General features: G+C 70.3%; 14 protein-coding genes. 3 read left to right on the top strand and 11 right to left on the bottom strand.

The annotated features are described in order from the left end of the window. The 3 genes from ABTZ43_RS13185 to ABTZ43_RS13175 all read right to left on the bottom strand — a co-directional run. Nucleotides 1-3,785 (bottom strand): choice-of-anchor G family protein (locus ABTZ43_RS13185; RefSeq protein WP_350539160.1); only part of this gene is annotated, 3,785 nt, incomplete at its 3' end. A gap of 333 nt (nucleotides 3,786-4,118) precedes the next feature. Then, nucleotides 4,119-5,879, bottom strand: a complete 1,761-nt coding sequence (locus ABTZ43_RS13180) for a glycoside hydrolase family 3 protein (protein WP_350539158.1) — start codon at nucleotides 5,877-5,879, stop codon at nucleotides 4,119-4,121. A 2-nt stretch (nucleotides 5,880-5,881) separates the two neighbouring features. Further along, the gene (locus ABTZ43_RS13175; RefSeq protein WP_056413389.1) at nucleotides 5,882-7,180 is read right to left on the bottom strand and encodes an MFS transporter; all 1,299 of its coding nucleotides are present in this window, start codon (nucleotides 7,178-7,180) and stop codon (nucleotides 5,882-5,884) included. 135 nt (nucleotides 7,181-7,315) lie between these two features. Here ABTZ43_RS13175 and ABTZ43_RS13170 point away from each other — a divergent pair, with 135 nt between their 5' ends. Continuing rightward, nucleotides 7,316-8,605: a TetR/AcrR family transcriptional regulator gene (locus tag ABTZ43_RS13170; RefSeq protein WP_350539156.1), complete on the top strand. Its 1,290-nt coding sequence runs from the start codon at nucleotides 7,316-7,318 to the stop codon at nucleotides 8,603-8,605. A 68-nt stretch (nucleotides 8,606-8,673) separates the two neighbouring features. Here the strand turns inward: ABTZ43_RS13170 and recQ are convergent, their stop codons facing one another. Then, nucleotides 8,674-10,737: a DNA helicase RecQ gene (recQ, locus tag ABTZ43_RS13165; protein ID WP_350539155.1), complete on the bottom strand. Its 2,064-nt coding sequence runs from the start codon at nucleotides 10,735-10,737 to the stop codon at nucleotides 8,674-8,676. Between the two features lie 92 nt (nucleotides 10,738-10,829). On the opposite strand from recQ, the gene ABTZ43_RS13160 reads away from it, so the two are divergent. Continuing rightward, nucleotides 10,830-11,147, top strand: coding sequence for a GNAT family N-acetyltransferase (locus tag ABTZ43_RS13160; protein ID WP_045254946.1), 318 nt, complete (start codon nucleotides 10,830-10,832; stop codon nucleotides 11,145-11,147). Beyond that, on the top strand, nucleotides 11,147-12,064 hold the full coding sequence (locus ABTZ43_RS13155) for a pirin family protein (protein WP_350539154.1): 918 nt from the start codon (nucleotides 11,147-11,149) through the stop codon (nucleotides 12,062-12,064). Before ABTZ43_RS13160 ends, ABTZ43_RS13155 begins: the two co-directional genes overlap by 1 nt. Nucleotides 12,065-12,201: 137 nt before the next feature. Here ABTZ43_RS13155 and ABTZ43_RS13150 read toward each other — a convergent pair whose 3' ends face one another. The 7 genes from ABTZ43_RS13150 to ABTZ43_RS13120 form a co-directional block, all read right to left on the bottom strand. Further along, nucleotides 12,202-15,231: a S8 family serine peptidase gene (locus tag ABTZ43_RS13150; protein WP_350539153.1), complete on the bottom strand. Its 3,030-nt coding sequence runs from the start codon at nucleotides 15,229-15,231 to the stop codon at nucleotides 12,202-12,204. A 192-nt stretch (nucleotides 15,232-15,423) separates the two neighbouring features. Continuing rightward, nucleotides 15,424-16,881 carry a sodium/solute symporter gene (locus tag ABTZ43_RS13145; RefSeq protein WP_350539152.1) on the bottom strand — a complete coding sequence of 486 codons (1,458 nt, stop codon included), beginning with the start codon at nucleotides 16,879-16,881 and terminating at the stop codon, nucleotides 15,424-15,426. Continuing rightward, nucleotides 16,878-17,252, bottom strand: coding sequence for a heavy metal transporter (locus ABTZ43_RS13140; RefSeq protein ID WP_149423999.1), 375 nt, complete (start codon nucleotides 17,250-17,252; stop codon nucleotides 16,878-16,880). Before ABTZ43_RS13140 ends, ABTZ43_RS13145 begins: the two co-directional genes overlap by 4 nt. Beyond that, nucleotides 17,249-17,965 carry a LytR/AlgR family response regulator transcription factor gene (locus ABTZ43_RS13135; protein WP_350539161.1) on the bottom strand — a complete coding sequence of 239 codons (717 nt, stop codon included), beginning with the start codon at nucleotides 17,963-17,965 and terminating at the stop codon, nucleotides 17,249-17,251. The genes ABTZ43_RS13140 and ABTZ43_RS13135 overlap by 4 nt, the downstream gene beginning before the upstream one ends. A gap of 25 nt (nucleotides 17,966-17,990) precedes the next feature. Further along, nucleotides 17,991-19,175: a sensor histidine kinase gene (locus ABTZ43_RS13130; protein ID WP_350539151.1), complete on the bottom strand. Its 1,185-nt coding sequence runs from the start codon at nucleotides 19,173-19,175 to the stop codon at nucleotides 17,991-17,993. Nucleotides 19,176-19,429: 254 nt separating this feature from the next. Further along, nucleotides 19,430-19,675, bottom strand: coding sequence for a YbdD/YjiX family protein (locus ABTZ43_RS13125; RefSeq protein ID WP_350539150.1), 246 nt, complete (start codon nucleotides 19,673-19,675; stop codon nucleotides 19,430-19,432). 1 nt (nucleotide 19,676) lies between these two features. Beyond that, nucleotides 19,677-21,181: carbon starvation CstA family protein (locus tag ABTZ43_RS13120; protein WP_350539149.1), on the bottom strand; the 1,505-nt coding region annotated here is incomplete at its 5' end.

Below are 21,181 nucleotides of genomic sequence, written 5' to 3'. Positions count from 1 at the left end.
TCCGCCGCCGTGGAGGCATCCGCGTTCACGTCGTCCGACGCATCCGCCTGCGCCGCCGCCTGCGCCGCGACCGCCGCCGAAGCGTTGGCCGTGGATGTGACGTCGGTGGATGCGGTGGTCGAGGCGTCCGTCGTCGCCGCGGCCTGCGCCGCGGACGTCGCATCGACCGTGGCCGCCGCGGAGGCATCCGACGTCGCATCGGCCAGAGCGGCAGCCACTGCCGCCGCCTGCGCCGACGGGTCGCCGTCTGCGGTCGCGTCAGCCGACGCGGATGCCGAGGCCGCCGCGTTCGTGTTGACGTCGCCCGGGTCGCCCGCGGTCACCTCGGTGGTGTCCGTGGCACTGAACGCACCCGACGTGGCCGTGAGCGTGTAGCCCGTGCCAGGAACCGTCTCGGCGGGAACGGGATAGTTCACCGTGAACGCACCGAATCCGTCGGTCGTCGCGGTCACCGGACCACCGACGTTCGCGCCACCGCCCGGTGCCGTGAGCTGCAGCGACACCGAGGAGTTCACGGGCCAACCCGTGCCGGTCACGGCGAGGTTGGTGCCCGCGGGAACCGATGCGGCCGCATCCACGACGACAGGAGCCGCCGTGACCTCGGTCGTGTCGGTCGCCGTCTGCGCACCCACGCTCGCCGTCACGGTGTAGCCCGTGCCTGCGGGGGTGCCGGCCGGAACCGGGTACTGCAGCGCGAAGCCGCCGAGCCCGCCCGTCGTCACCACCTGCGGGGTGCCGATCACCGCGCCGCCCGGCGCGGTCAGCTGCACCGTGACATCGGTGTTCGCCGGCCAGGTGGTACCGGAGACCGCGAGATTCGTTCCCGCCTCGACCGTCGCCGCAGCATCGACCGTCGCCGCGGCCGTGACCTCGGTCGTGTCGGTCGCGGTCTGACCGCCGACGGTGGCCGTCACGGTGTATCCCGTGGCCGGCGGGGTGTTCGCGGGAACCGGGTAGTCCGCCGTGAACCCTCCCGAGCCGTCGGTGGTCACCACCAGCGGACCGCCGACGTTCGTGCCCCCGCCGGGGGCGGTCAGCTGCACCGTCACATCGGTGTTCGCCGGCCAGCCGGTTCCGGTGATGGGAAGGCTCGCACCCGCCTGCACCGTGTCGGCGGCGTCGACCGCAGCCGCGGCCGTCACCTCGGTCGTGTCGGTCGCCGTCTGGGTGCCGACGGTCGCCGTGACCGTGTATCCCGGGCCGGGGACTGCCCCACCGGGGACCGGGTAGTCCAGCGTGAAGCCGCCGGTTCCGTCCGTCGTCACCGTCTCCGGGCCGCCGACGTTGCCGCCGCCCGGTGCGGTCAGCTGCACCGCGACGTCGGTGTTCGCCGGCCAGCCGGTACCCGTGAGGGGAAGGCTGGTGCCTGCCTGCACGGTGGGCGCAGCATCCACTGCCGCGGCGGCCGTGACCTCCGTCGTGTCGATCGCCGTGACCGCACCTGCGGTCGCCGTGACCGTGTACGCGGTGCCGGGAACCGCCGAAGCGGGCACGGGGTAGGCCAGTGTGAACTCGCCGGCGCCGTTCGTGGTCGCCGTCGCAGGACCGCCGACGTTCGCGCCGCCACCGGGCGCGGTCAGCTGCACCGACACCAGGGTGTTCGCGGGCCAGGTCGTTCCCGAGACCGCGAGGTTCGTTCCGGCCTGCACCGTCGCCGCGGCATCGATCGCCGCGACGGGAGCATCCGTCACCTCGGTCGTGTCGGTCGCCGTCTGGGTGCCGACGGTCGCGGTGACCGTGTAGCCGGCAGCCGCAGGAGTGCCTGCCGGTACGGGGTAGTCGAACGTGAACGAGCCGGATCCGTCGGTGGTGACCGATTCGGGACCGCCGATGTTCGCGCCCCCGCCTGGGGCCGTGAGCTGCACCGAGAGCTGCGTGTTCGCGGGCCAGTTCGTACCGGAGACGAGCAGGTCGGTGCCCGCCTGCACAGCGGGTGCCGCGTCGATCGCCGCCGCTGCGGTGACCTCGGTCGTGTCGGTCGCCGTGCTCGTGCCGTCCGTGGCGGTGACGGTGAAGCCGGCACCGGGGGTCGTCCCCACGGGGATCGGGACGGATCCCGTGAAGCCCCCCGCTCCGTCGGTCGTCAGCGTGACCGGACCTGCGACCGCGCCGCCGCCCGGGGCGGTGACCGTGACGGCCACGTCGGTGTTCGCGGGCCAGCCGGAGCCGGTCACGGGAAGGTTCGTCCCCGCCTGCACGGTGGGCGCCGCGTCGACCGTCGGGACGATTGCCGCGAGGGCGTTGGGCCCCGCCTGCGCGTGTGCGAGGACGATGGTTCCGACGCCGCCGGTTCCGAGCACATCACCCACGGTGAGGACGAACGCCTCCTGGCTGTAGATCGGACCGTTGTCCGGCTGCACGTTGCCGCGCAGCGAGACCACGCCGTTCAGAAGCCCGACCACCGGGTCGAGCGCCGTGACGATCGAGGTCACGGCGGTGGTCACCGTCGGGATGACCGTTGCGATCACACCGGTCGGTCCGAACAGGGTGGTGTTGAGCGGCCCGGTCAGCGCACCGAGGAGCGTTCCGACGGGGACGGCGACCTGCGCGCCTGCGACCTTGAGCGCGACGGTCGCCGTCGCGGTGCCCGCGACGACGCTGCCCAGCGTCTGGTTGACGACCGAGACCTGCAGGCCGGTGCCGATGTCGACGACGGGCACCGTGCAGGTCGGGCCCGTGCCGACGACGCAGGCGGCGACGTTCACGTTCAGCGTCGCGGCGTTGAGCGTCGAGGTCAGCGCGGTCTGGACGAGCGTGGGAACCGTCTCGAGGACGTTGCCCACGCGGGTGATGAGGTTGTTCAGCACCGCGGTCGAGAGCACCTCCTCGTTGACTCCGAGCCCGTTGAGACCGTGGCCGGTCGTGTCGGCGAGCAGGGCGTCGAGGTCTGCCCCGACGGCGCCCGTGCGCAGATTGACCGTGACCACGCCGTCGCCGACGGGAGTGTCGAGCACGGTGTTCAGCGCGCCGGCGACATCGGTGGTGATGGCGATGTCGATACCGCTGCCTCCGAGGATCGGCGCGAGCACCGGGTTCAGAGTCGCGAGGGCCCCGGCGAGCAGCCCGTTGGGGCCGGCCAGGGTCGCCACGGCGGTATCGACCGTCGAGGCCACGCCACCGGGACCGGTGAGCGTCGTCGCCAGACCGCCGACCGCGGGCAGCGTCAGCTGCAGGTCTCCGCCGGCGACGTTGTAGTCGCGTGCGACGACGCCGGCGCCGTCGAGGGACACCTCGGAGCTGATCGCCTCGAGCGAGATGTCGAGGTCGGCGACCGCTGCGGTGACGGTGGAGCCGAGCAGACCCTGGAGGTTCAGCGAGGCGTTCGCGGGATACGCCCCGCCGCCCGTGGTGTCGACGACACCGCTGTCGTTCACGGCACCGGTCGCGGCGCGGGAGACGCCCGCATCCGACGACTGCGAGTACTGGTTCACGGCACCGAGCTGGAGGAAGCCGCTGAGCGGCACGCTGAGGCCACCCGGGATCTCGAGGTTCAGAGCATTCAGCGCCGTCAGATCGAGCGAGCCCGTGTCGGTGTCAGGCGTCGGAACGCCGTTGTTGCTCGTCTCCACGCCGGCGAGCGAGACCACATCGTCGAGCGGCACTCCCCCGAGCAGGAGGCTCCCGCTCAGGAATCGTGAGCTCGATGCGGACTCGTCGCCAGGAGCGGCATTCGCCGCTGTGGGTATCAGTGCACTCGCCAGGATCACGGCGCCGACGGTCACGCCGGCGATGCCTCCCCCGATGGCCCTGCGTCGCCGCAAAGCCTTCCCCTCAAGAATTTCCATTCGCCTCTCCCGTGATGCAGATGTTCCGCTTCACAAGGCCCTCCCCAGGCGTCGACAGGTGTCGACCGAGCGCATGTCCAGACAGTATTGCGGGAAGTCTCGGGTTAAGTCCAGGAATCGTCCAGTGAATGTTCGGTTGGCGTCATATTGGGAGACGTTCATACGCGTCTTACGAGAACCGCTCCACAGGTTGTCCTCCAGGCGCGACGCTCGAAGACGAATCGCCACGGGCGAGAGAGACCCCGCCGGCATGCGAAACCGCCCCGCAGGTCAAACCTGCGGGGCGGTTGTCGGGTGTCGCCGGACGGTGCCGGCGACAGAGCGGAGCGCTCGTCAGAGGGTGAGACCGTGACCGAATCGGAAGAGCGGGTCGGCGGTGTCGAACGGCACATCGGGACGCGACTGCTCGACCGCCGACATCGAGCGCGGGAGGTCGAAGGGCAAGGCACCGCGCGCAGGCGCGACCCCGCTCAGGACATCGAGAAGCGCGGCTCCGGACGCCCCCCAGTTCACCGTGACCGCGGCCGCGGCGTCGACGATCGGCTGCAGGATCGGGGGACGATCCGCGAGCACGTCCACGACGGTAGGCACGGCGGTGGCGATCTCGACCACGTGAGCGACGACCTCCTCCGCGAACTCGAGAGACCCGGCGTGGAAGAAGTTCTCGAACGTGGTCGCTCGCTGCTCGAACGGGGCCTGCAGCCGGAGGATCGCGAGATCCGCCTCCGCGGGACTCGCCACGACCTCGCCGTAGGCAGCCGCGACCTCGGCCTCGATGCCCTCGACGTACAGCCGCAGTCCGGCCGCGAACGGCAGAGCGCCCCGGTTCGTGAGCACTGTCACCGACGCCCGCTGGGCGGCCTCTCCTGCCGCGCGGAACTCGGCTCGCCCCACGACCTCGTCGGCCGCATCCTCATCGACGAACGGGTCCTCGAAGAGACCGAGCTCGAACTTCTCGCGGAGGATCCGTCGGGCCGAGACGTCCAGCCGCTCCTCGGTCACCGAACCGTCGGCGACGAGCTCGAGCAGCAGTTCAGGGCAGTCCTCGCCACCGAACTGGTCGACGCCCGCGTCGATCACCTTGCGCATCCGCTCCCGCGGCGTCAGGTCCTCGACCCCCCACGCCCTGGCAGGGAACGGCTGGCCGAAGATCTCTGCGTCGTTGATCAGCCCCCAGTCGGTGCACACCAGGCCGTCGAAGCCGAACCGCTCGCGGAGCAGTCCCGTGATCACCGACCTGTTGAAACCGAATCCGACCTCCTCGAACTCGGTGCCGACGGGCATGCCGTAGTAGGGCATCATCTGCCGCGTACCGGCCGCGAGGGCATCCTCGAACGGCTTCAGGTGCAGCTCGAACCGACCACCCGGATAGACCTGCTCCCGGCCGTACGGGAAGTGCGGATCCTCTCCGTCCTTCTGCGGTCCCCCACCCGGGAAGTGCTTCGTCATGGTCGACACGGATCCCGGTCCGAAGGACTCGCCCTGGAAGCCTCGGATATATGCCGCGCCGAGAATACCGGCCAGCTCGGCGTCCTCTCCGAAGGTCGCGGTCTGCCGCGCCCAGCGAGGCTCGGTCGCGAGGTCCACCTGCGGGTGCAGGGCGACACGGAGTCCGACAGCCGTATATTCCTGTCGAGCGATATCAGCGAATCGCTGCACCAGATCGGGGTCTCTGGTCGCCGCGAGCCCGAGTGTCTCCGGCCACTGCGAGAAGGGACCGGCGAGGATCGAGGCACCGGGGTTCTCGCTGAACGAGTGCCGAGGATCGGTCGACAGCGTCACCGGGATCCCGAGCCGGGTGCTCGCGGCGAGCCGCTGCAGGGCGTTCTGCCACGCGGCGATCTCCCTGCCGGTCGGTGCCGCACCCAGCAGGTTGAAGTGGGTCATGTTCTTGACGTGCACGAACTCGCGTGCGCTCGGGGTCGCGAAGACGGGGTTCGTCTCGTCGAGATCGCCGATGGCGATCATGGTGTGGAAGAAGAGGCCCGCCTTCTCCTCGACCGCCATCTCGTCGAGGAGGAGCTGCACCCGCTCGTCGACCGGAAGACTCGCGTCGAGCCAGGGGCGAGCGGTGATCGCATCGGCCGCGGTCATGGTCACTTGACTCCCTTGATGCGGTAGACGAGCACGGCGCCGGCCAGCGCGACGAGCGCGCCGAACAGGTACCAGGTGGTGTATCCGCCGAGCGGGGTGGCGGCCCCGAGCGCGATGATGCTCGGGGCGATCGCGGGTGCGATCGACTGGGGCAGGGCGTTGGCGATGTTGAGCACGCCGAGGTCCTTGGCCACGTCGTCGGGGTTGGGAAGCACCTCGGTCGCGAGAGCGAGGTCGACCGACAGGAACGAGCCGGCGCCCAGACCGATGATGGCCTGCGCGACGATCACCACGGCGATCGTGGGGGCGACGGCGAGGATCACGAGGCCGACGACCATGATCAGTCCGGCGACCGCGACGAAGGGGCGGCGCTTGCCGATCCTGTCGGAGAGGAAGCCACCGAGCGGCGCGGAGACGGCCATCGCCGCCATCGAGGCCAGATTGGCGATCAGGATCGTGCTCACGGCGCCCTGCTCGTCGAGGGCGAACTTGGTCACCAGGTAGAGCGGGAGGAAGGTCGCGATGCCGGCGTAGCCGAACATCACGAAGAACTTGGTCAGCCAGGTCCAGCCGAAGTCGGGGTGCTTGCGGGGGTTGAAGACGAAGGAGCCGAAGAACGTGCCGATCGTGAAGGGGGTCGCGGGCTTCTCGGTGAGGCGGCGGTCCTTGAGCGTGAGCACGAAGACGACGACGAGGATCAGCGCGATGACGGCGGGCACGACGAATCGCTCGAAGTCACCGGGGAGGAAGTTGACGATGAAGCTGCCGGCGAGGATGCCGATGGGCGTCGTGATGCCGACGATTCCCGAGACCTTGCCACGGCTGGAGACGGGGACCTGGTCGGGCAGGGTGGCGTTCGCCGCGGCGAGGACCGCGTTCATGGATGCCTGCACGAGGCACCACGCGAGCATGACGACGAGCACCGACGTCGCGGCGCCGATGATCACGAAGCCGCCGAGGCCCACGATCGCCCCGCCGAGGATCCACGGTCGCCGCATACCCCACCGGGAGGTGGTGCGATCCGACAGTCGGCCGACGAGCGGGTTCGCGATGAGGGCGAAGGCGGCGCCGACTCCCATCACGAGTCCGAGGCTGCCCTCGGTGTTCACCGGGTCGAGGCGCTGGATCTTGAAGGCCATCGACACCATGACGGGAGTGAGGAGCGCCAGGTACACGCCGAAGTTCACGGCGGCGAGTCCGGGGGTGTAGCCGCGCGGTGTCTTGCGCGGGGTGGTTCCGGGCAGTTTCACACCGGTGGTTCCGGCGGCAGCCGCGGTGGCGGCCGATGACAGCTCTGTCACGGGGGGTCCTTTCGGGCACGGGTTCGCCGGTCGTCCACGACTCGGCTCGAGCACGACGATACACGAATCTCGACCGATTGGTAAGTGAATGTCGACCGAGTGGTAATGAGAGAGAATGGTGGGAAGGGGGCGGCGATGACGACAGAAGCCATGACGGGCTCGCGCCAGGCGCGCACCGCCGCGACCAGGACGCGGATCGTCGACGCGGCGCGCGCTCTCTTCGTCGCCCACGGGTATCGCTCGACCTCGCTGCGGGACATCGCCGCGGCCGCCTCGGTCAGCCACCCCGGACTCCTCGGTCATTTCGCGTCGAAGGACGACCTGCTCGCCGAGGTCGTGGCCTGTTTCGAATCCGACAACGAAAGGTCCTTCGACCTCCTCGTCGCCGCCGCCGAGTCCGGCGAGCTGATCTTCGCCGACGTCGCGCGTCGCAACGCCGGCACACCCGGCTACCTCGAGCTCTTCGCCGCACTCACCGGCGAAGCGTCAGCCCCCGAGCATCCCGCACACGAGCGGATGCGAGACCGCTACGAGAGGCTGCGCGGGCTCAGCACGGAGGTGATGTCCGACGCCGCCCTGCACGGGACGATCGACCCCGACCGCGCGGTGGCGGAGGAGACCACCCGGCACATGGCCGGATGGGACGGACTGCAGCTGGTCTCGCAGTATCTGCCTGCGCGCGTCGACGTCGTGCGGATGCTCGAGGAACGGGAGTCGCTGTGGGCCCTGCCCCCGGGCTGGCGCGAGCCCGATCAGCCGGCGCCGACCACGATGCCGTCCGGGCCCCTGCCTTCGTTGCAGGTGCCGCTGGTCGACAGCGACGCCGCCGGTGCACCCGGCTACGCGTCGGGACGGCGTCGCCGCACGCAGATCGTCGCCGACGCCATGCGGCTGTTCTCCCGCGGCGGGTACGGCGACACCAGCCTCAGCGACATCGCGAAGGCGGTCGGGGTGTCGAAGTCCACGCTGCTGCACCACTACCCGAGCAAAGAGCTGCTGCTGAGGGCGGTGCTCGCGGAACGCGACCGTGCGATCCAGGACGGCGCCGACGGCGCACCGCCCGAGAGAGCGAGCGACGCGCTGCGGGTCCTGCCCGAGGGGGCGACCGTGAGCGCACTCGACGAGCCCGGCCTCATCGAGGTGTACGCGGTGCTGTCGTGCGAGGCCGTGCCGTCGGCGCACCCCGCCCACGACTACTTCGCCGAGCGTTTCGAGCGGGCCATCGACTACTTCGCCGAGCTCTTCCGTCTCGCCCAGCGCGACGGCGATCTGTCGGCGCACCGCGACCCCGAGCACGAGGCCATCTGGCTGATCGCGATGTGGGACGGCCTGCAGTACCAGTGGCTGTACGACCGTGAGGCCGTGGATGTCGCGAGCCACCTTCGCGCGCATCTCGCCGATCTGCTCCCCTCCGCACGAGCGTAGGCGCAGACGTAGGCGCAGAGGAGTCGGGCCCTACCGGAAAGTGGAGTCCGAGCCGGCGCCGGCCGCGCTCAGGCCGAGGCGATGACCGCGAGCACGCCTTCGCCGTAGCCGTCGCGCTTCTTCGCGCCGATGCCGGTGATGCCGTCGAGATCGGCGAGAGAGGCGGGGCGATGCTCGGCGAGCGCGCGCAGCGTCGCGTCGCCGAAGACCATGTACGCCGGCTTCCCCTCTTCGCGAGCCGTCTCGGCCCGCCAGGCGCGCAGCGCTTCGAACAGACCGCGGTCGCCGGCATCGAGAGCATCCGCCGCACTCGCCTTGCGCGCCCGCGGGGATGACGTCGGACGCCCGATCGTGTCCTTGCGCAGCGGCACCGCGACCTCGCCCTTCAGAACGCCCGGGGCGAGCTCGCCGGGGGCGAGCGTGCCGTAATCGCCCTGCGCCGCGATGATGCCGCGTGCGAGCAGCTGACGCACCACGCTGCGCCAGTCCTGATCGGAGAGGTCGGCGCCGATGCCGTAGGTGGCGATCTTCTCGTGCCCCTGCTGGCGGATGCGCTCGGTCGAGGCCCCGCGGAGGATGTCGATCAGGTGCCCGGCGCCGAAGGACTGATTGCGTTCGCGCTTGAGCCGCACGATCGTCGACAGGAGCTTCTGCGCAGGGACCAGCCCGTCGAACGTCTCGGTCTCGTCGAGACACGTGTCGCAGTTGCCGCACGGCTGCGACTCCTGCCCGAAATATCCGAGCAGGTTCTGCCGACGGCATTCCACCGTCTCGCAGAGCGCGAGCATCGCGTCGAGGTGCTGGCCGAGGCGCATCTTGAAGGTGCGGTCGCCGGGGCTCTGATCGATCATGCGGCGCTGCTGCACCACGTCGCCCAGTCCGTACGCCATCCACGCGATCGAGGGCTCTCCGTCGCGACCCGCGCGACCCGTCTCCTGGTAGTAGCCCTCGACGGACTTGGGCAGATCGATGTGGGCGACGAACCGCACGTCCGGCTTGTCGATGCCCATCCCGAAGGCGATCGTGGCGACCATCACGACGCCGTCTTCGCGCAGGAACCGCGACTGATTGGTCGCGCGCACCTCGGCGGGGAGCCCCGCGTGATACGGCAGTGCGTCGAATCCCTGCGCGGCGAGGTAGGTGGCCGTCTGCTCGACCGACTTGCGGCTCAGCGCATAGACGATGCCGACCGACCCCTCGGGCTGCGCGCGGATGAACGAGACGAGCTGCTTGCGCGGATCGACCTTCGGCACGATCCGATACTGGATGTTGGGGCGGTCGAAGCTCGCGACATAGTGCTTCGCCTCGTCGAGGTGCAGTCGCTCGGTGAGCTCCTTGTGCGTGGCCCTGGTGGCGGTCGCGGTGAGCGCCATGCGCGGCACGCCGGGGAACCGTTCGCCGAGATCGCCCAGCGCGAGGTAATCGGGGCGGAAGTCGTGGCCCCACTGCGACACGCAGTGCGCCTCGTCGATGGCGATGACGCTGAGGGTTCCGCGCTGCAGGAGAGCGGTGGTCTGCGGAGACGACAGCCGCTCGGGAGCGACGTACAGGAGGTCGATCTCGCCCGCGACGTAGGCGCGCTCGACATCGCGGCGCTCCTCGATCGACTGCGTCGAGTTGAGGTAGGCGGCGTTCACTCCGTTCGCGCGTAGAGCGTCGACCTGGTCGTGCATGAGGGCGATCAGCGGGCTGACCACGAGGCCCGTGCCCTCCCGCACCAGCGCGGGCACCTGGTAGGTGACGCTCTTGCCGCCGCCGGTGGGCATGAGCACGACCGCGTCGCCGCCGGCGATGACCTGCTCGACGATCGCCGCCTGGTCGCCCCGGAACTCGTCGTAGCCGAAGACCGTGTGCAGCGCCTCGGCGGCGGTCGGGTACCGGCTCGGCGCCGCACGGCGTGCCGCGGGGGCGGGTGCCGTGGAGGATACCGCCCGGCGGGTCGCCGACCACCCGGCATTCGTGGTCACCGGCGTCACGGGACCGGGCCCCCAGTCGAGCGGAGGCTCGAACCCGGCGCCCTGCGGTTCCCAGTCCATCGGCTCGGGCGGCTCGGACGGTTCCCACCCCGCGGCGTCCCACGGCTCATCGGCGTAGGGCAGATCCTCGTACGGATCCCGGGGAGTCTGCGGCATCCCTCCAGCGTAACGATCCCCACCGACGCCGGGGCGCCCCGACCGCGTCCCGCCGGGCGTAGGTTGGATCCACACGCCCGAAGGAGCCTCCGATGACCGACATCACCGTCACCCGCGTCGACGACGAGTCCCGCTACGAGATCCGCACCGACGGCGCGCTCGCCGGCTACGCCGAGTTCCAGCTCCGGCCCGGCGCGATCCGCTTCACCCACACCGAACTGGACCCGGCCTTCCAGGGACAGGGGCTCGCCGGCATCCTGGCGGAGAGGGCGCTGACGGATGCCGCCGCCTCCGGCGAGGCGATCGTGCCGCTGTGCCCGTACATCGCCAGGTACCTCGAGAGCCACGAGATCCCCGGCGCCGAGATCCGCTGGCCGAAGCGCCCCGGCACCGCCCCCGCGGAGGCGTGATGATCGGACAGCGGCGCATCGTCCTCGAGCCGCGCGAGGTCCCGCTCGGCGGCGTGCGGGGCATGAGCGTGCTGCGCGTACTGCCGCACCGCAACCTCCCCACGATCGGAGCCTGGTGCTTCCTCGATCGGTTCGGTCCGGCGGACACCCGGATGCGCGTCGAGCCGCATCCGCACATCGGACTGCAGACCGTGACCTGGCCGCTGATCGGCGAGATCCGGCATCGTGACTCGCTCGGCAGCGATGCCGACCTGCGCCGGGGCCAGCTCAACCTGATGACCGCGGGCAACGGCATCTCGCACTCGGAGTACTCGATCGGTGAGGAGCCGATCCCGCTCGATGCGCTGCAGCTCTGGGTCGTGCTGCCCGAGGGCGCCCGGCAGGGAGTCGGCGGCTTCGAACGCCACGCCGACCTGCCCACCCTGACGCTTCCGGCCGAGGAGGGCCCGGATGCCACGGCGACCGTCGTGCTCGGGGAGTTCGCCGAGGTCGTGTCGCCGGCGACCGTGCACACGCCCATCGTCGGTGCCGAGATCGCGGTGCCGGCGGGCACCCGCGTCCGTCTGCCGCTGCGCACGGACTGGGAGCACGCGATCATGCTCGTCGAGGGCGACGCGCAGGTCGCGACGCACGGGATGACGCAGAACGATGTGCTCTACCTCGGCGACTCCCGCGACGAGGTCGAGGTCACGAGCGCCCAGGGAGCACTACTGTTCCTGATCGGCGGGGAGCCGTTCGACGACGAGATCGTCATGTGGTGGAACTTCGCCGGCCGCACGCACGAGGAGATCGTCGACGCGCGCACCGACTGGGAAGCGGCATCCCCGCGCTTCGGGACCGTGGAGGGTCACGATGTGCGCATCCCCGCTCCTCCCCTGCCCGACGTGCGACTGATGCCGCGCGGCCGCCGGATCTGATCCTCCCTTCCCCCGGTCGTTGAGCGAGGACGACGGAGTCGACCGAGACGAAACGCGGTGAGCCGATGCTGCATACCCACCGCGTTTCGTCTCGCTGCTCAGCTGCTCGCTCAACGATCTGAGCGGCGTGTTGACTGCTACGGCGTGTCGACCGTGACGACGGTCTGCACCGCCGAGTCGCCGTACTGCACGAGTCCGAGATAGCGGGTGCCCGCGGTCAGGCCGGTCCAGCTCAGCTCGTAGCTCGTCGCCTGTCCGCGCACAGCGGGGACGGGGTTCGGGTTCGCCGTGAACGTGCCTTCGCCGTCGGCCTGCACGGTGGCGTAGGTCATGTCCCACGTCATCGGCGCCGACGTGGAATACACGTTCGCGACCACCAGGTAGGTACCGGCCGTCGGTGCGGTCAGCGTCACCTGCTCGTCTGCCGAGCCCGTGGCCGACTGCCAGCGCTCGTAGTAGCTCAGGTCGTCAGGGCCGACCACGCGGTAGACCGTGAGGTCGAGGTCGCTTCCGGTGTCGTCGGACGAGTCAAGATCGAAGCGCGAGAGCGCGGCTCCCTCGGGCACGTCGACGATCCACGACACGTTCTTGTCGGCGTCTCCCGACGCCTCGTCGCCCGAGTGCCCGACCACGCGGCCGTCCGGGTCCTCGAGCAGCGTGAACGGCGTGAGACCCGACAGTCCGAGTGCGAGATCCCCGTCGACGCCCGGCGTGATCTCGACCGACGTCGACCCGTCGACACCGGTGCCGGACACCTCGGCCGGAGCATCCGCCGTGACCGGGAAGACCGCGATCGGTGAGCGCACCGTGTTCTTCTTGCTCGTCCACGTGAGCGATCCGGTCGCCCACTGCTCGACCGGCGCGCTCTCATTGTCGAACGTCACCGTATACGTCGCGGTCTGGCCCGGCTTGGTGAACTTCAGCGTCGACGGCTGCACCGTCGCGTTCACACCCGGCAGGTCGACGGATGCCGTGAAGGTGCCCTTCTCGGTCGCCGTGACCGTGCGGGTGACGGTCTGCGCGCTCGCCAGCGACCCGATCGAGAACGACGCGACGTTGAGGTCGCTGCCGTCGATCGGCTCTCCGGGGAAGTCGGCGAGGCCCTTGCCCTCGAGGTACGCGGTCCAGTCGGCCACGTCGTTGAGGTACAGCAGCCCCGGGTTGAAGTAGCGCTTCGGGTCGACCTGACCCGCACCCTGCTGGAACGGATCCGTGTTCGGCGATCCGTCGGCGTTCACCGTGTCGTACGCGGTGGTCATCATGGCCGACTTGATCTCGGCCGGCTTCGCGTTCGGACGCTCGCCCAGGTAGAGCGCGGCGAGGCCGGCGATGTGCGGAGACGCCATCGAGGTGCCCGACAGGATGCCGAAGGTCGGCGTCTCTCCGGGCGCGTTCTGCGTCGCCGCGAGGATCGCCACACCCGGAGCCGCGATGTCGGGCTTCATGATGTCGCTGCCGTCGGCGAGCATGGGCCCACGGCTCGAGAACCCGGCGATCTGCGGCACCGGCGGCGTCACGCCCGTCGTGTTCTTGCCCACGAGGGAGATCGGACGGTCGACGCCGCCCTGCACGTAGCCGAGCACGGCGGCGCGGTACGCGGAGGCGAGGTGCACGGTGGGCACGGCATGGAAGTCGTTGTCGAGCGAGTCGGCGCCACCGGGGACGTTCACGAGGACGACACCTGTTCCGCCGGCATCCTTCACGACCTGGGACTTCTCGGCCCGCGCGTTGCCGCCGCGGTCGCAGACCACGATATGACCGGCGATCTTCGCAGGGTCGAGGCTTCCCGGCAGGCAGAGTGCCGCGTCGGCGGGCGTCTGCCCTGCGGCCGGCGCATCGCCGGCGTAGAGCGAGGGACCGGTGACGGTCGTGCCGAACGGCACGCTCACCGAGGCACCCGCCTGCGCGAAGCCCTCGAACTGCACGGTGCCCTCCCACGTCGGGATGGTGGATGCCGCGACCGTCGTGTACCAGGGCGAGGCGTGGTCGGCGGTCACCGGATCGGGTCCGTCGTTGCCCGCGCTCGTCGCGACGAAGACGCCGGCTGCTGCCGCGTTGAAGAATGCGATGTCCTCGGGGGCGAGCACGGTGGATGCCGCTCCGCCGCCGATGGAGTAGTTGATCACGTCGACGCCGTCGGCGACGGCCTGGTCGATCGCGGCGATGAGGTCGCTGCCGGCGCAGATGTCGTCGGTGGTGACGGTCTCATCGGGTCCGACGTAGCAGGCCTTGTAGGCGGCGACCTTGGCGCCGGGGGCGACACCCGAGACCTTGCCGAAGTCGACATCCTCGATCGATGCCTTCACGCCGAAGTTTCCTGCCGCGGTGCTCGCGGTGTGCGAACCGTGGCCGTCGCCGTCACGCGGCGAGAGGTAGTCGTACTGGAAGTCGAAGCCCGCCGCCTGCGCTCCGGTGAAGAAGTACCGGGCGCCGATGAGCTTCGACGAGTAGTCGCCCTTGTCCCACTCCTGCGCCTCGACCATCTCGCCGCGGAACTGGCCGCCGTCGGACTTGTCGAAGTAGACGGACGTGCCGTCGGTGTAGGGCTCGCCGCCCTTGTGGCGCTTGTCCTTCTTGGGCTGCTTCTTCAGCTTCTTGCCCGCGAACGACGGATGCTCGGGGGCGATGCCCGTGTCGATGACGCCCACGACCACGCCCTCGCCGGCCTTCTCGACGCCGCCGGTCTGCTGCCAGATCCCGCCGCGGCCCTTCTTGTCGTCACCCAGACCGAGGAAGTCCGTCGATGTCTGGGCATCCGGGTGGCGGATGAAGTCGGGGTACACGTCGTACACGTCCTTCGACGCGCGCAGCGTGTCGACCTGCTCGCCCGTGAGCTCGGCGCTGAACCCGTTGAGGACGACCTGGTAGCTGATATCAGGAGTGACGCCGGCCTCCTCGGCCACCGTCCGCTGCTCCGTCTCGAGGTGCTCGACGTAGCGCTGGGAGTCCTGGGACTCCGTCTCGAGCTGCTCCCCCTCGGCGGGCTTCGTCGCCCGGAGGCCGTCGACCTCTCCGGTGTAGCTCGCGAGCGGGTCGGACTTCAGCACGACGATGTAATGACCCGGTGTGCCGTCGACGGGAGTGGGGTTCACCTCCTCCGTGCCTGCGTAGCCTGCGGTTGCCGTCGAGGCGATGAACAGCGTGGCCAAGGTGGTGGCGGCTGCCATCCGGAGGGGTGTTCGACCCATGTGCTTCTCCCGGTGATCAGGGTACGGAGGTGTTGCCGCACCGCCGCTCAACGTACGCCCGACTTTCGGCCACACACCAGGGTCGGGGACGATTACTGGACGAACGGCCAGAGGACTCGCCAATGGTCGATCGGCGACGTGCGCCAGGGCCGCCGCACCGCGCGAGGAGCCTCAACGACGCTCGGGCGAGTGCACCCGGGTGAGGAATCTCTGGGTGCGCGGAGACGGCCCCCGCGGATCGAGCAGCGACACCACGACCGTGACGACGGCCGCAAGCGGGATCGTCCACGCCGCCGGCTGGGCGAGGTACGGGGCGGCCGCGCCCACACCGCCGATCAGCCCGTGGACCAGCAGCGCCAGGCCCGCGGCGACGCCGCCCGACAGCATCCCGGCGACCGCCCCTCGAGCCGTGAGACCGCGCCACCAGACCCCGAGCAGCACGACCGGCGACAGCGTCGACGCCGCGACCACGAAGACGACGCCGACGCTCGAACCGAGCCCGGCCGGTGCGGTGAGGAGAGCGACCGCGAGCGGCACCAGCGCGCACAGCACGGCCGAGAGGCGGAAGGAGCGCACCGATCCGGAGAACACATCCTGGCTGATGACGCCGGCGAGCGACACCACGAGACCGGCGGAGGTCGCGAGGAAGGCCGCGAACGCACCGGCGACGATGAGCGCTGTCAGGAGCTCGCCGGCGAAGCCGGGGAACACCCTCGACGGGAGCAGCAGCACGACGGTGTCGGCGACACCGGGCACCGCGAGATCGGGGGCGGCGATGCGTGCGAGAAGCCCCATGGTGCTCGACACCGCGTAGAACGCGCTCACCATTCCGATCACGATCACGGTGGTCCGCCGGGCCGAGACCCCGGTCGGGCTCGTATAGAAGCGCACGAGCACGTGCGGCAGACCCATCGTCCCCAGCAGAAGCGCGATGAGCAGGGATGCCGTCTGGTACGCGTCGAACCCCGACGGCCCCGCCTCGGCGGGGAACACGAGCGCGGGGTCGAAGTCGTGCGGTCCGCCGCTCAGTGCGAACGCGATGCACACGACGGGCACGAGCAGCGCCGTGACCTTGAGCCAGTACTGGAAGGCCTGCACGTACGTGATCGCCCGCATGCCTCCGGCGGCGACCGCTGCGGCGACGAGCACCGCGACGAGCACGGCGCCGACCCATTCGGGCATGCCCGCGACGACGAGCAAAGTGATGCCCGCACCGTGCAGCTGCGGGACGATGTACAGCCAGCCGATCACGAGCACCGCGATGCTGGTCACCCGGCGAGCCGCCGTCGATTCGAGTCGCGCCTCGATGAAGTCGGGGATCGTGTACGCGCCGCTGCGCCGCAGCGGCGCCGCGACGAACACGAGGACGAGCAGGTAGCCGGCCGCATAGCCGATCGGGAACCAGAAGCCCCGTGCGCCGTCGAGCAGCACGAGCCCGGAGAGTCCGAGGAACGTGCCGGCCGAGAGGTACTCGCCGCTGATCGCCGAGGCGTTCCACACCGGCCGCACGGTGCGCGAGGCGACGAAGAAGTCTCCGGTGGTGCGGGAGATGCGCAACCCGTACACGCCGATCAGCAGGGTCGCGACCACGACGAGCGCGATGCCGACCAGGTCGAGCACGGCGTTCATTCGCGGTCACGCAGCGCACGGAAGCGCCGCTCGTTGCGGGCCGCCGTGCGCACGTGGAGCACTGCGAAGACGAGGATGAGCGGATAGAAGGCATACGCCTGCAGCAGCCACGACAGCGGCAGCCCCCACACGACGAATCGATCGATCTCGGGGATCAGGGCGATGGCCAGGGTCAGCGCGACGACCACCAGCACGAAGCCCGCGACCGTGCCGAGCGCGAGCCGCAGCTGGCTGCGCATCAGCGCGCGGACGAACACCGCATCCGCCTCGTCGACAGGGGAACCGGGCAGCGCGATGCCGCGCGTCGACGGTGCCGCACGCCGCGTCGGGTCGTGAGCGGTGACCCGCACGCGCTTCGGGGCCTCGGTCACGGTGCGCCCTCCACCCGCAACAGGGCATCGCGCACCGCGGGCACCAGACGTCTGCTCACGGGCAGCACCGCGGCATCCACCACGACCGCAGGATCCGCCCCCGACAGCCGCGCCTCGGTCACCGCCGCCGAACGGACGAGGGTCGAGCGGTGGATGCGCAGGAAGCCGGCATCCGTCCATCGGGCCTCCAGTTCGGAGATCGGGATGCGCACGAGATGTCCGCCGTCGGCGGTGTGCAGCCGCGAGTAGTCCCCCTGCGCCTGCACCCAGCGCACCTCACTGCGCCGGACGAAGCGCACCGCTGATCCCACCGTCACCGGCAGTGTCTCGTCATCGGCGGGGGCGGCGACCTCGCCCAGATCGATCACGCGGTCGATGGCGCGGCGCAGGCGCTCGATGCGCACGGGTTTGAGCAGGTAGTCGGCGGCGCGCAGCTCGAAGGCCTCGACCGCGCGGGCCTCGTCGGCCGTGACGAACACGACCGCCGGCGCCGTCGCGAGGGTGAGCAGCGAGCGGGCCAACTCGGTCCCCCGCAGGCCCGGCATGTGGATGTCGAGGAATGCGATGCGCACGACGCGCTGCGAGAGCAGACGAAGGGCGTCGACACCCGAGGTCGCCGTGAGCACCTCCCCGATGCGCGGATCGAGGCGCAGCAGATGCACGAGCTCGTCGAGGGCGGGCTTCTCGTCGTCGGCGACGAGCACGTCGATCATGCGCATCTCGGTCGTCATCGAAGCCTCAGTCGTTGTCCGGGTCGTGCTGCGGCTGCGACTTCGGCACCCGCATGCGCACCAGGGTACCCGCGCCCGTGTTCGTCTCGACGACGAGGCCGCCGTCGGGCCCGTACAGCTGACGCAGCCGGGTGTCGACGTTGCGCAGCCCCACGTGCAGCCCGTCGTCCGCCGCGGTGAGCGTGGCGAGCAGTCCGTCGGGGTCCATGCCCACGCCGTCGTCCTCGACGGTCACCTCGGTGTGCGTCCCGTCATCACGCGAGACGATGCGGATCTCTCCGCCGCCCTCCCCCGGTTCGATGCCGTGACGCACGGCGTTCTCGACCAGCGGCTGCACCGAGAGGAACGGGATGACGGTCGCGAGGGTCTCCGGCGCGATCCGCAGGGTGACCCGCAGACGTTCGCCGAACCGGGCGCGCTCGAGCTCGAGGAAGGAGTGGATGCTGCCGAGCTCCTCCGCGAGCGTCGTGAACTCCCCCTGCCGACGGAACGAGTACCGGGTGAAGTCGGCGAACTCGAGCACGAGGTCGCGCGCGCGCATCGGATCGGTGTGGATGAACGACGCGATCGCGGTCAGCGCGTTGTAGATGAAGTGCGGCGAGATCTGCGCGCGGAGAGACCGCAGCTCGGCCTCGGCCAGCTGGGTGCGCGAGGCGTCGAGGCTGCCGAGCTCGACCTGCGCCGCGCACCAGTCGGCGACCTCCTGGGCCGCGCGCACGAGAGCGGCGCCCACCGGCGACGCGAAGGCGACGACCACGCCGATGACCTGCCCGTCGACGACGATCGGCGCGCCCACGCCTTCGAGGTCGTCGGCCCGCCCGTCCGGTGAGCGGAACACCTGTCGCCGGCCCGAGCCGCGCACCTGCTGGGCGATGCGCACGGCGGCCGGTTCCAGCCCCTCGGAGGCCCCGTCCATCGACAGGGCGTCGTCGTCGCCCACGATCGCGACGGCCGCGCTGCCGAGCAGCACCCGCAGGTGCCTGGCGGCCTTGACGACATCGGGGCCGGCGAGCCCCGCGCGCAGATGCGGGGCGGCGAGGCTCGCCTGATGCAGCGCCTGCAGCGCCGCACGCTCGGCATCGCTGCCGAGGTCGGCCGACCCACGGGCGAGCCGCCGCGCGAGCAGCAGGAGCACCGAGAGCACGATGCCGCCGAGCACGCCGAGGATCGCGGCGAGGACGACGTCGTTCATGCCCTCAGCCTAGATCCGCGTGTCCGGCTCCGCCTTCGTCTCGCTCCGTCCCCACCTCCGCGAGGAGCGCCCTCACCACCTCCGCCCCCCTGAGCGAGGAGCGCCCTCACCACCTCCGCCTCCTGAGCGAGGAGCGCAGCGACGAGACGAAGGGCGCACACGCAGCCGCAGCGCGCCCATCCGCGTAGTACGCCCTTCGTCTCGCTCCGCGGATCCTGAGCGAGGAGCGAAGCGACGAGACGAAGGGCGCATGCTCAGCAGCAGCGCGCACCCGGGTTTCGATCCTGATCGTCCATCCGCTGCCGCCAGAACTGCCGCTCCGTCATCGGCTCCTCGCCCGGATGCTGCCGCTGCTGATGGGCGACATAGGTGGCGTAGGCGCTGTCGCCCATCAGGGTGGTGATGTACCAGCGGATGCCGCGGCCCACCCGCCCCGCGGCGCCGAGCAGCGTCCGCAGGAGGGTGGTCGCGGCATCCGTCCGGTTCGCGATGTCGGCCATCTCAGTGCCCCGACGTCGAGCGCTCGTCGGCGAGGATCGGCTCCCATTCCTTCTCCAGCTCGCGTTCGGCCGGGCTCGGGAGGAATCCGGCCGGGGCGAACCGCCGCGAGGCGACAGGGGTCTCCTCGGTGTTCTCCCCGCCGCCGTTGCGGATGGCCTTGACCGTCACGACCACGGCGGCGACCATCACGATGATCGCCAGGGTGACGAAGATGATCGACAGGGTGCCCTGCACGGCGGTGTTGCGGATGACGGCCTCGAGCACCTCGGGGGCGCCCAGCGACGTGTCGCCGCTGTCCCGCGCCGCGACGTAGCGGAAGTGGTTCGCCCAGTAGCCGATGGCCGGCACGGGGGAGGCGATCTTGTACAGCGACGCGGTGATCGTCACCACGGCGGTGAACGCGAGCGGCAGCCCGATGATCCACAGCCACTTGATGTAGCTCTTGCCGCGCTTGGCGACGATGGCCATCACCACGGCGAGCGCGATCGCGGCGAGCAGCTGGTTCGCGATGCCGAACAGCGGGAAGAACGTGTTGATGCCGCCGAGCGGGTCGGTGACGCCGAGGATGAGGATCGCTCCCCAGCCGGCCACCATGATCGCGGTGCAGATCCAGACCCCGGGGCGCCAGGACACGTCACGGAACTTGGGGAACCAGGCCCCGATCGAGTCCTGCAGCATGAAGCGGGCGACGCGGGTGCCGGCATCCACCGCGGTGAGGATGAACAGCGCCTCGAACATGATCGCGAAGTGGTACCAGAACGCCATGAGCGCCTGGCCGCCGAGGGCCTGCTGCATGATGTGGGCGAGACCGAGCGCCAGGGTCGGCGCGCCACCGGTGCGCGAGACGATGGATTCCTCGCCGACCGCCTGCGCGGTGCCGGTGAGCATCTCGGGTGTGAGGTTCACCCCCGTGAGCCCGAGGGAGTTCACGAAGGCGACGGCACCCTCGACCGTGCCTCCGGTCACTGCCGTCGGGGCGTTCATCGCGAAGTAGATGCCCTGGTCGATCGAGATCGCGGCGACGAGGGCCATGATCGCGACGAAGGATTCCATCAGCATCCCGCCGTAGCCGATGAAGCGCGTCTGGCGCTCCTTCTCGACGAGCTTCGGGGTGGTGCCCGATGCGATCAGCGCATGGAAGCCCGACAGGGCGCCGCAGGCGATCGTCACGAAGAGGAACGGGAAGAGCGGACCGGCGAACACCGGCCCCATCCCGTTCTCGCCGAAGACACTGACGGCCGGCACCGTGATCTCGGGGCGCACGAGCACGATCGCGCCGGCGAGCATGACGATGACGCCGATCTTCATGAAGGTCGACAGGTAGTCGCGCGGGGCGAGCAGCAGCCAGACGGGGAGCACTGCGGCGATGAAGCCGTAGACGATGATGCCCCACGCGATCGTGGTGCGATCGAGGTGGAAGATCGCCTGACCCCACTCGGTGCCGGCGACCCAGCCGCCGCCGATGATGGCCGCCATCAGCAGCGCGAAGCCGATGAGGGAGACCT

Origin of the sequence: Microbacterium sp. NPDC097977, from assembly GCF_040302605.1 — a bacterium.
Lineage (GTDB): Bacteria > Actinomycetota > Actinomycetes > Actinomycetales > Microbacteriaceae > Microbacterium.
Note: the sequence above shows the minus strand (reverse complement) of the source record. Positions and strands in the feature narration are given on the sequence as shown.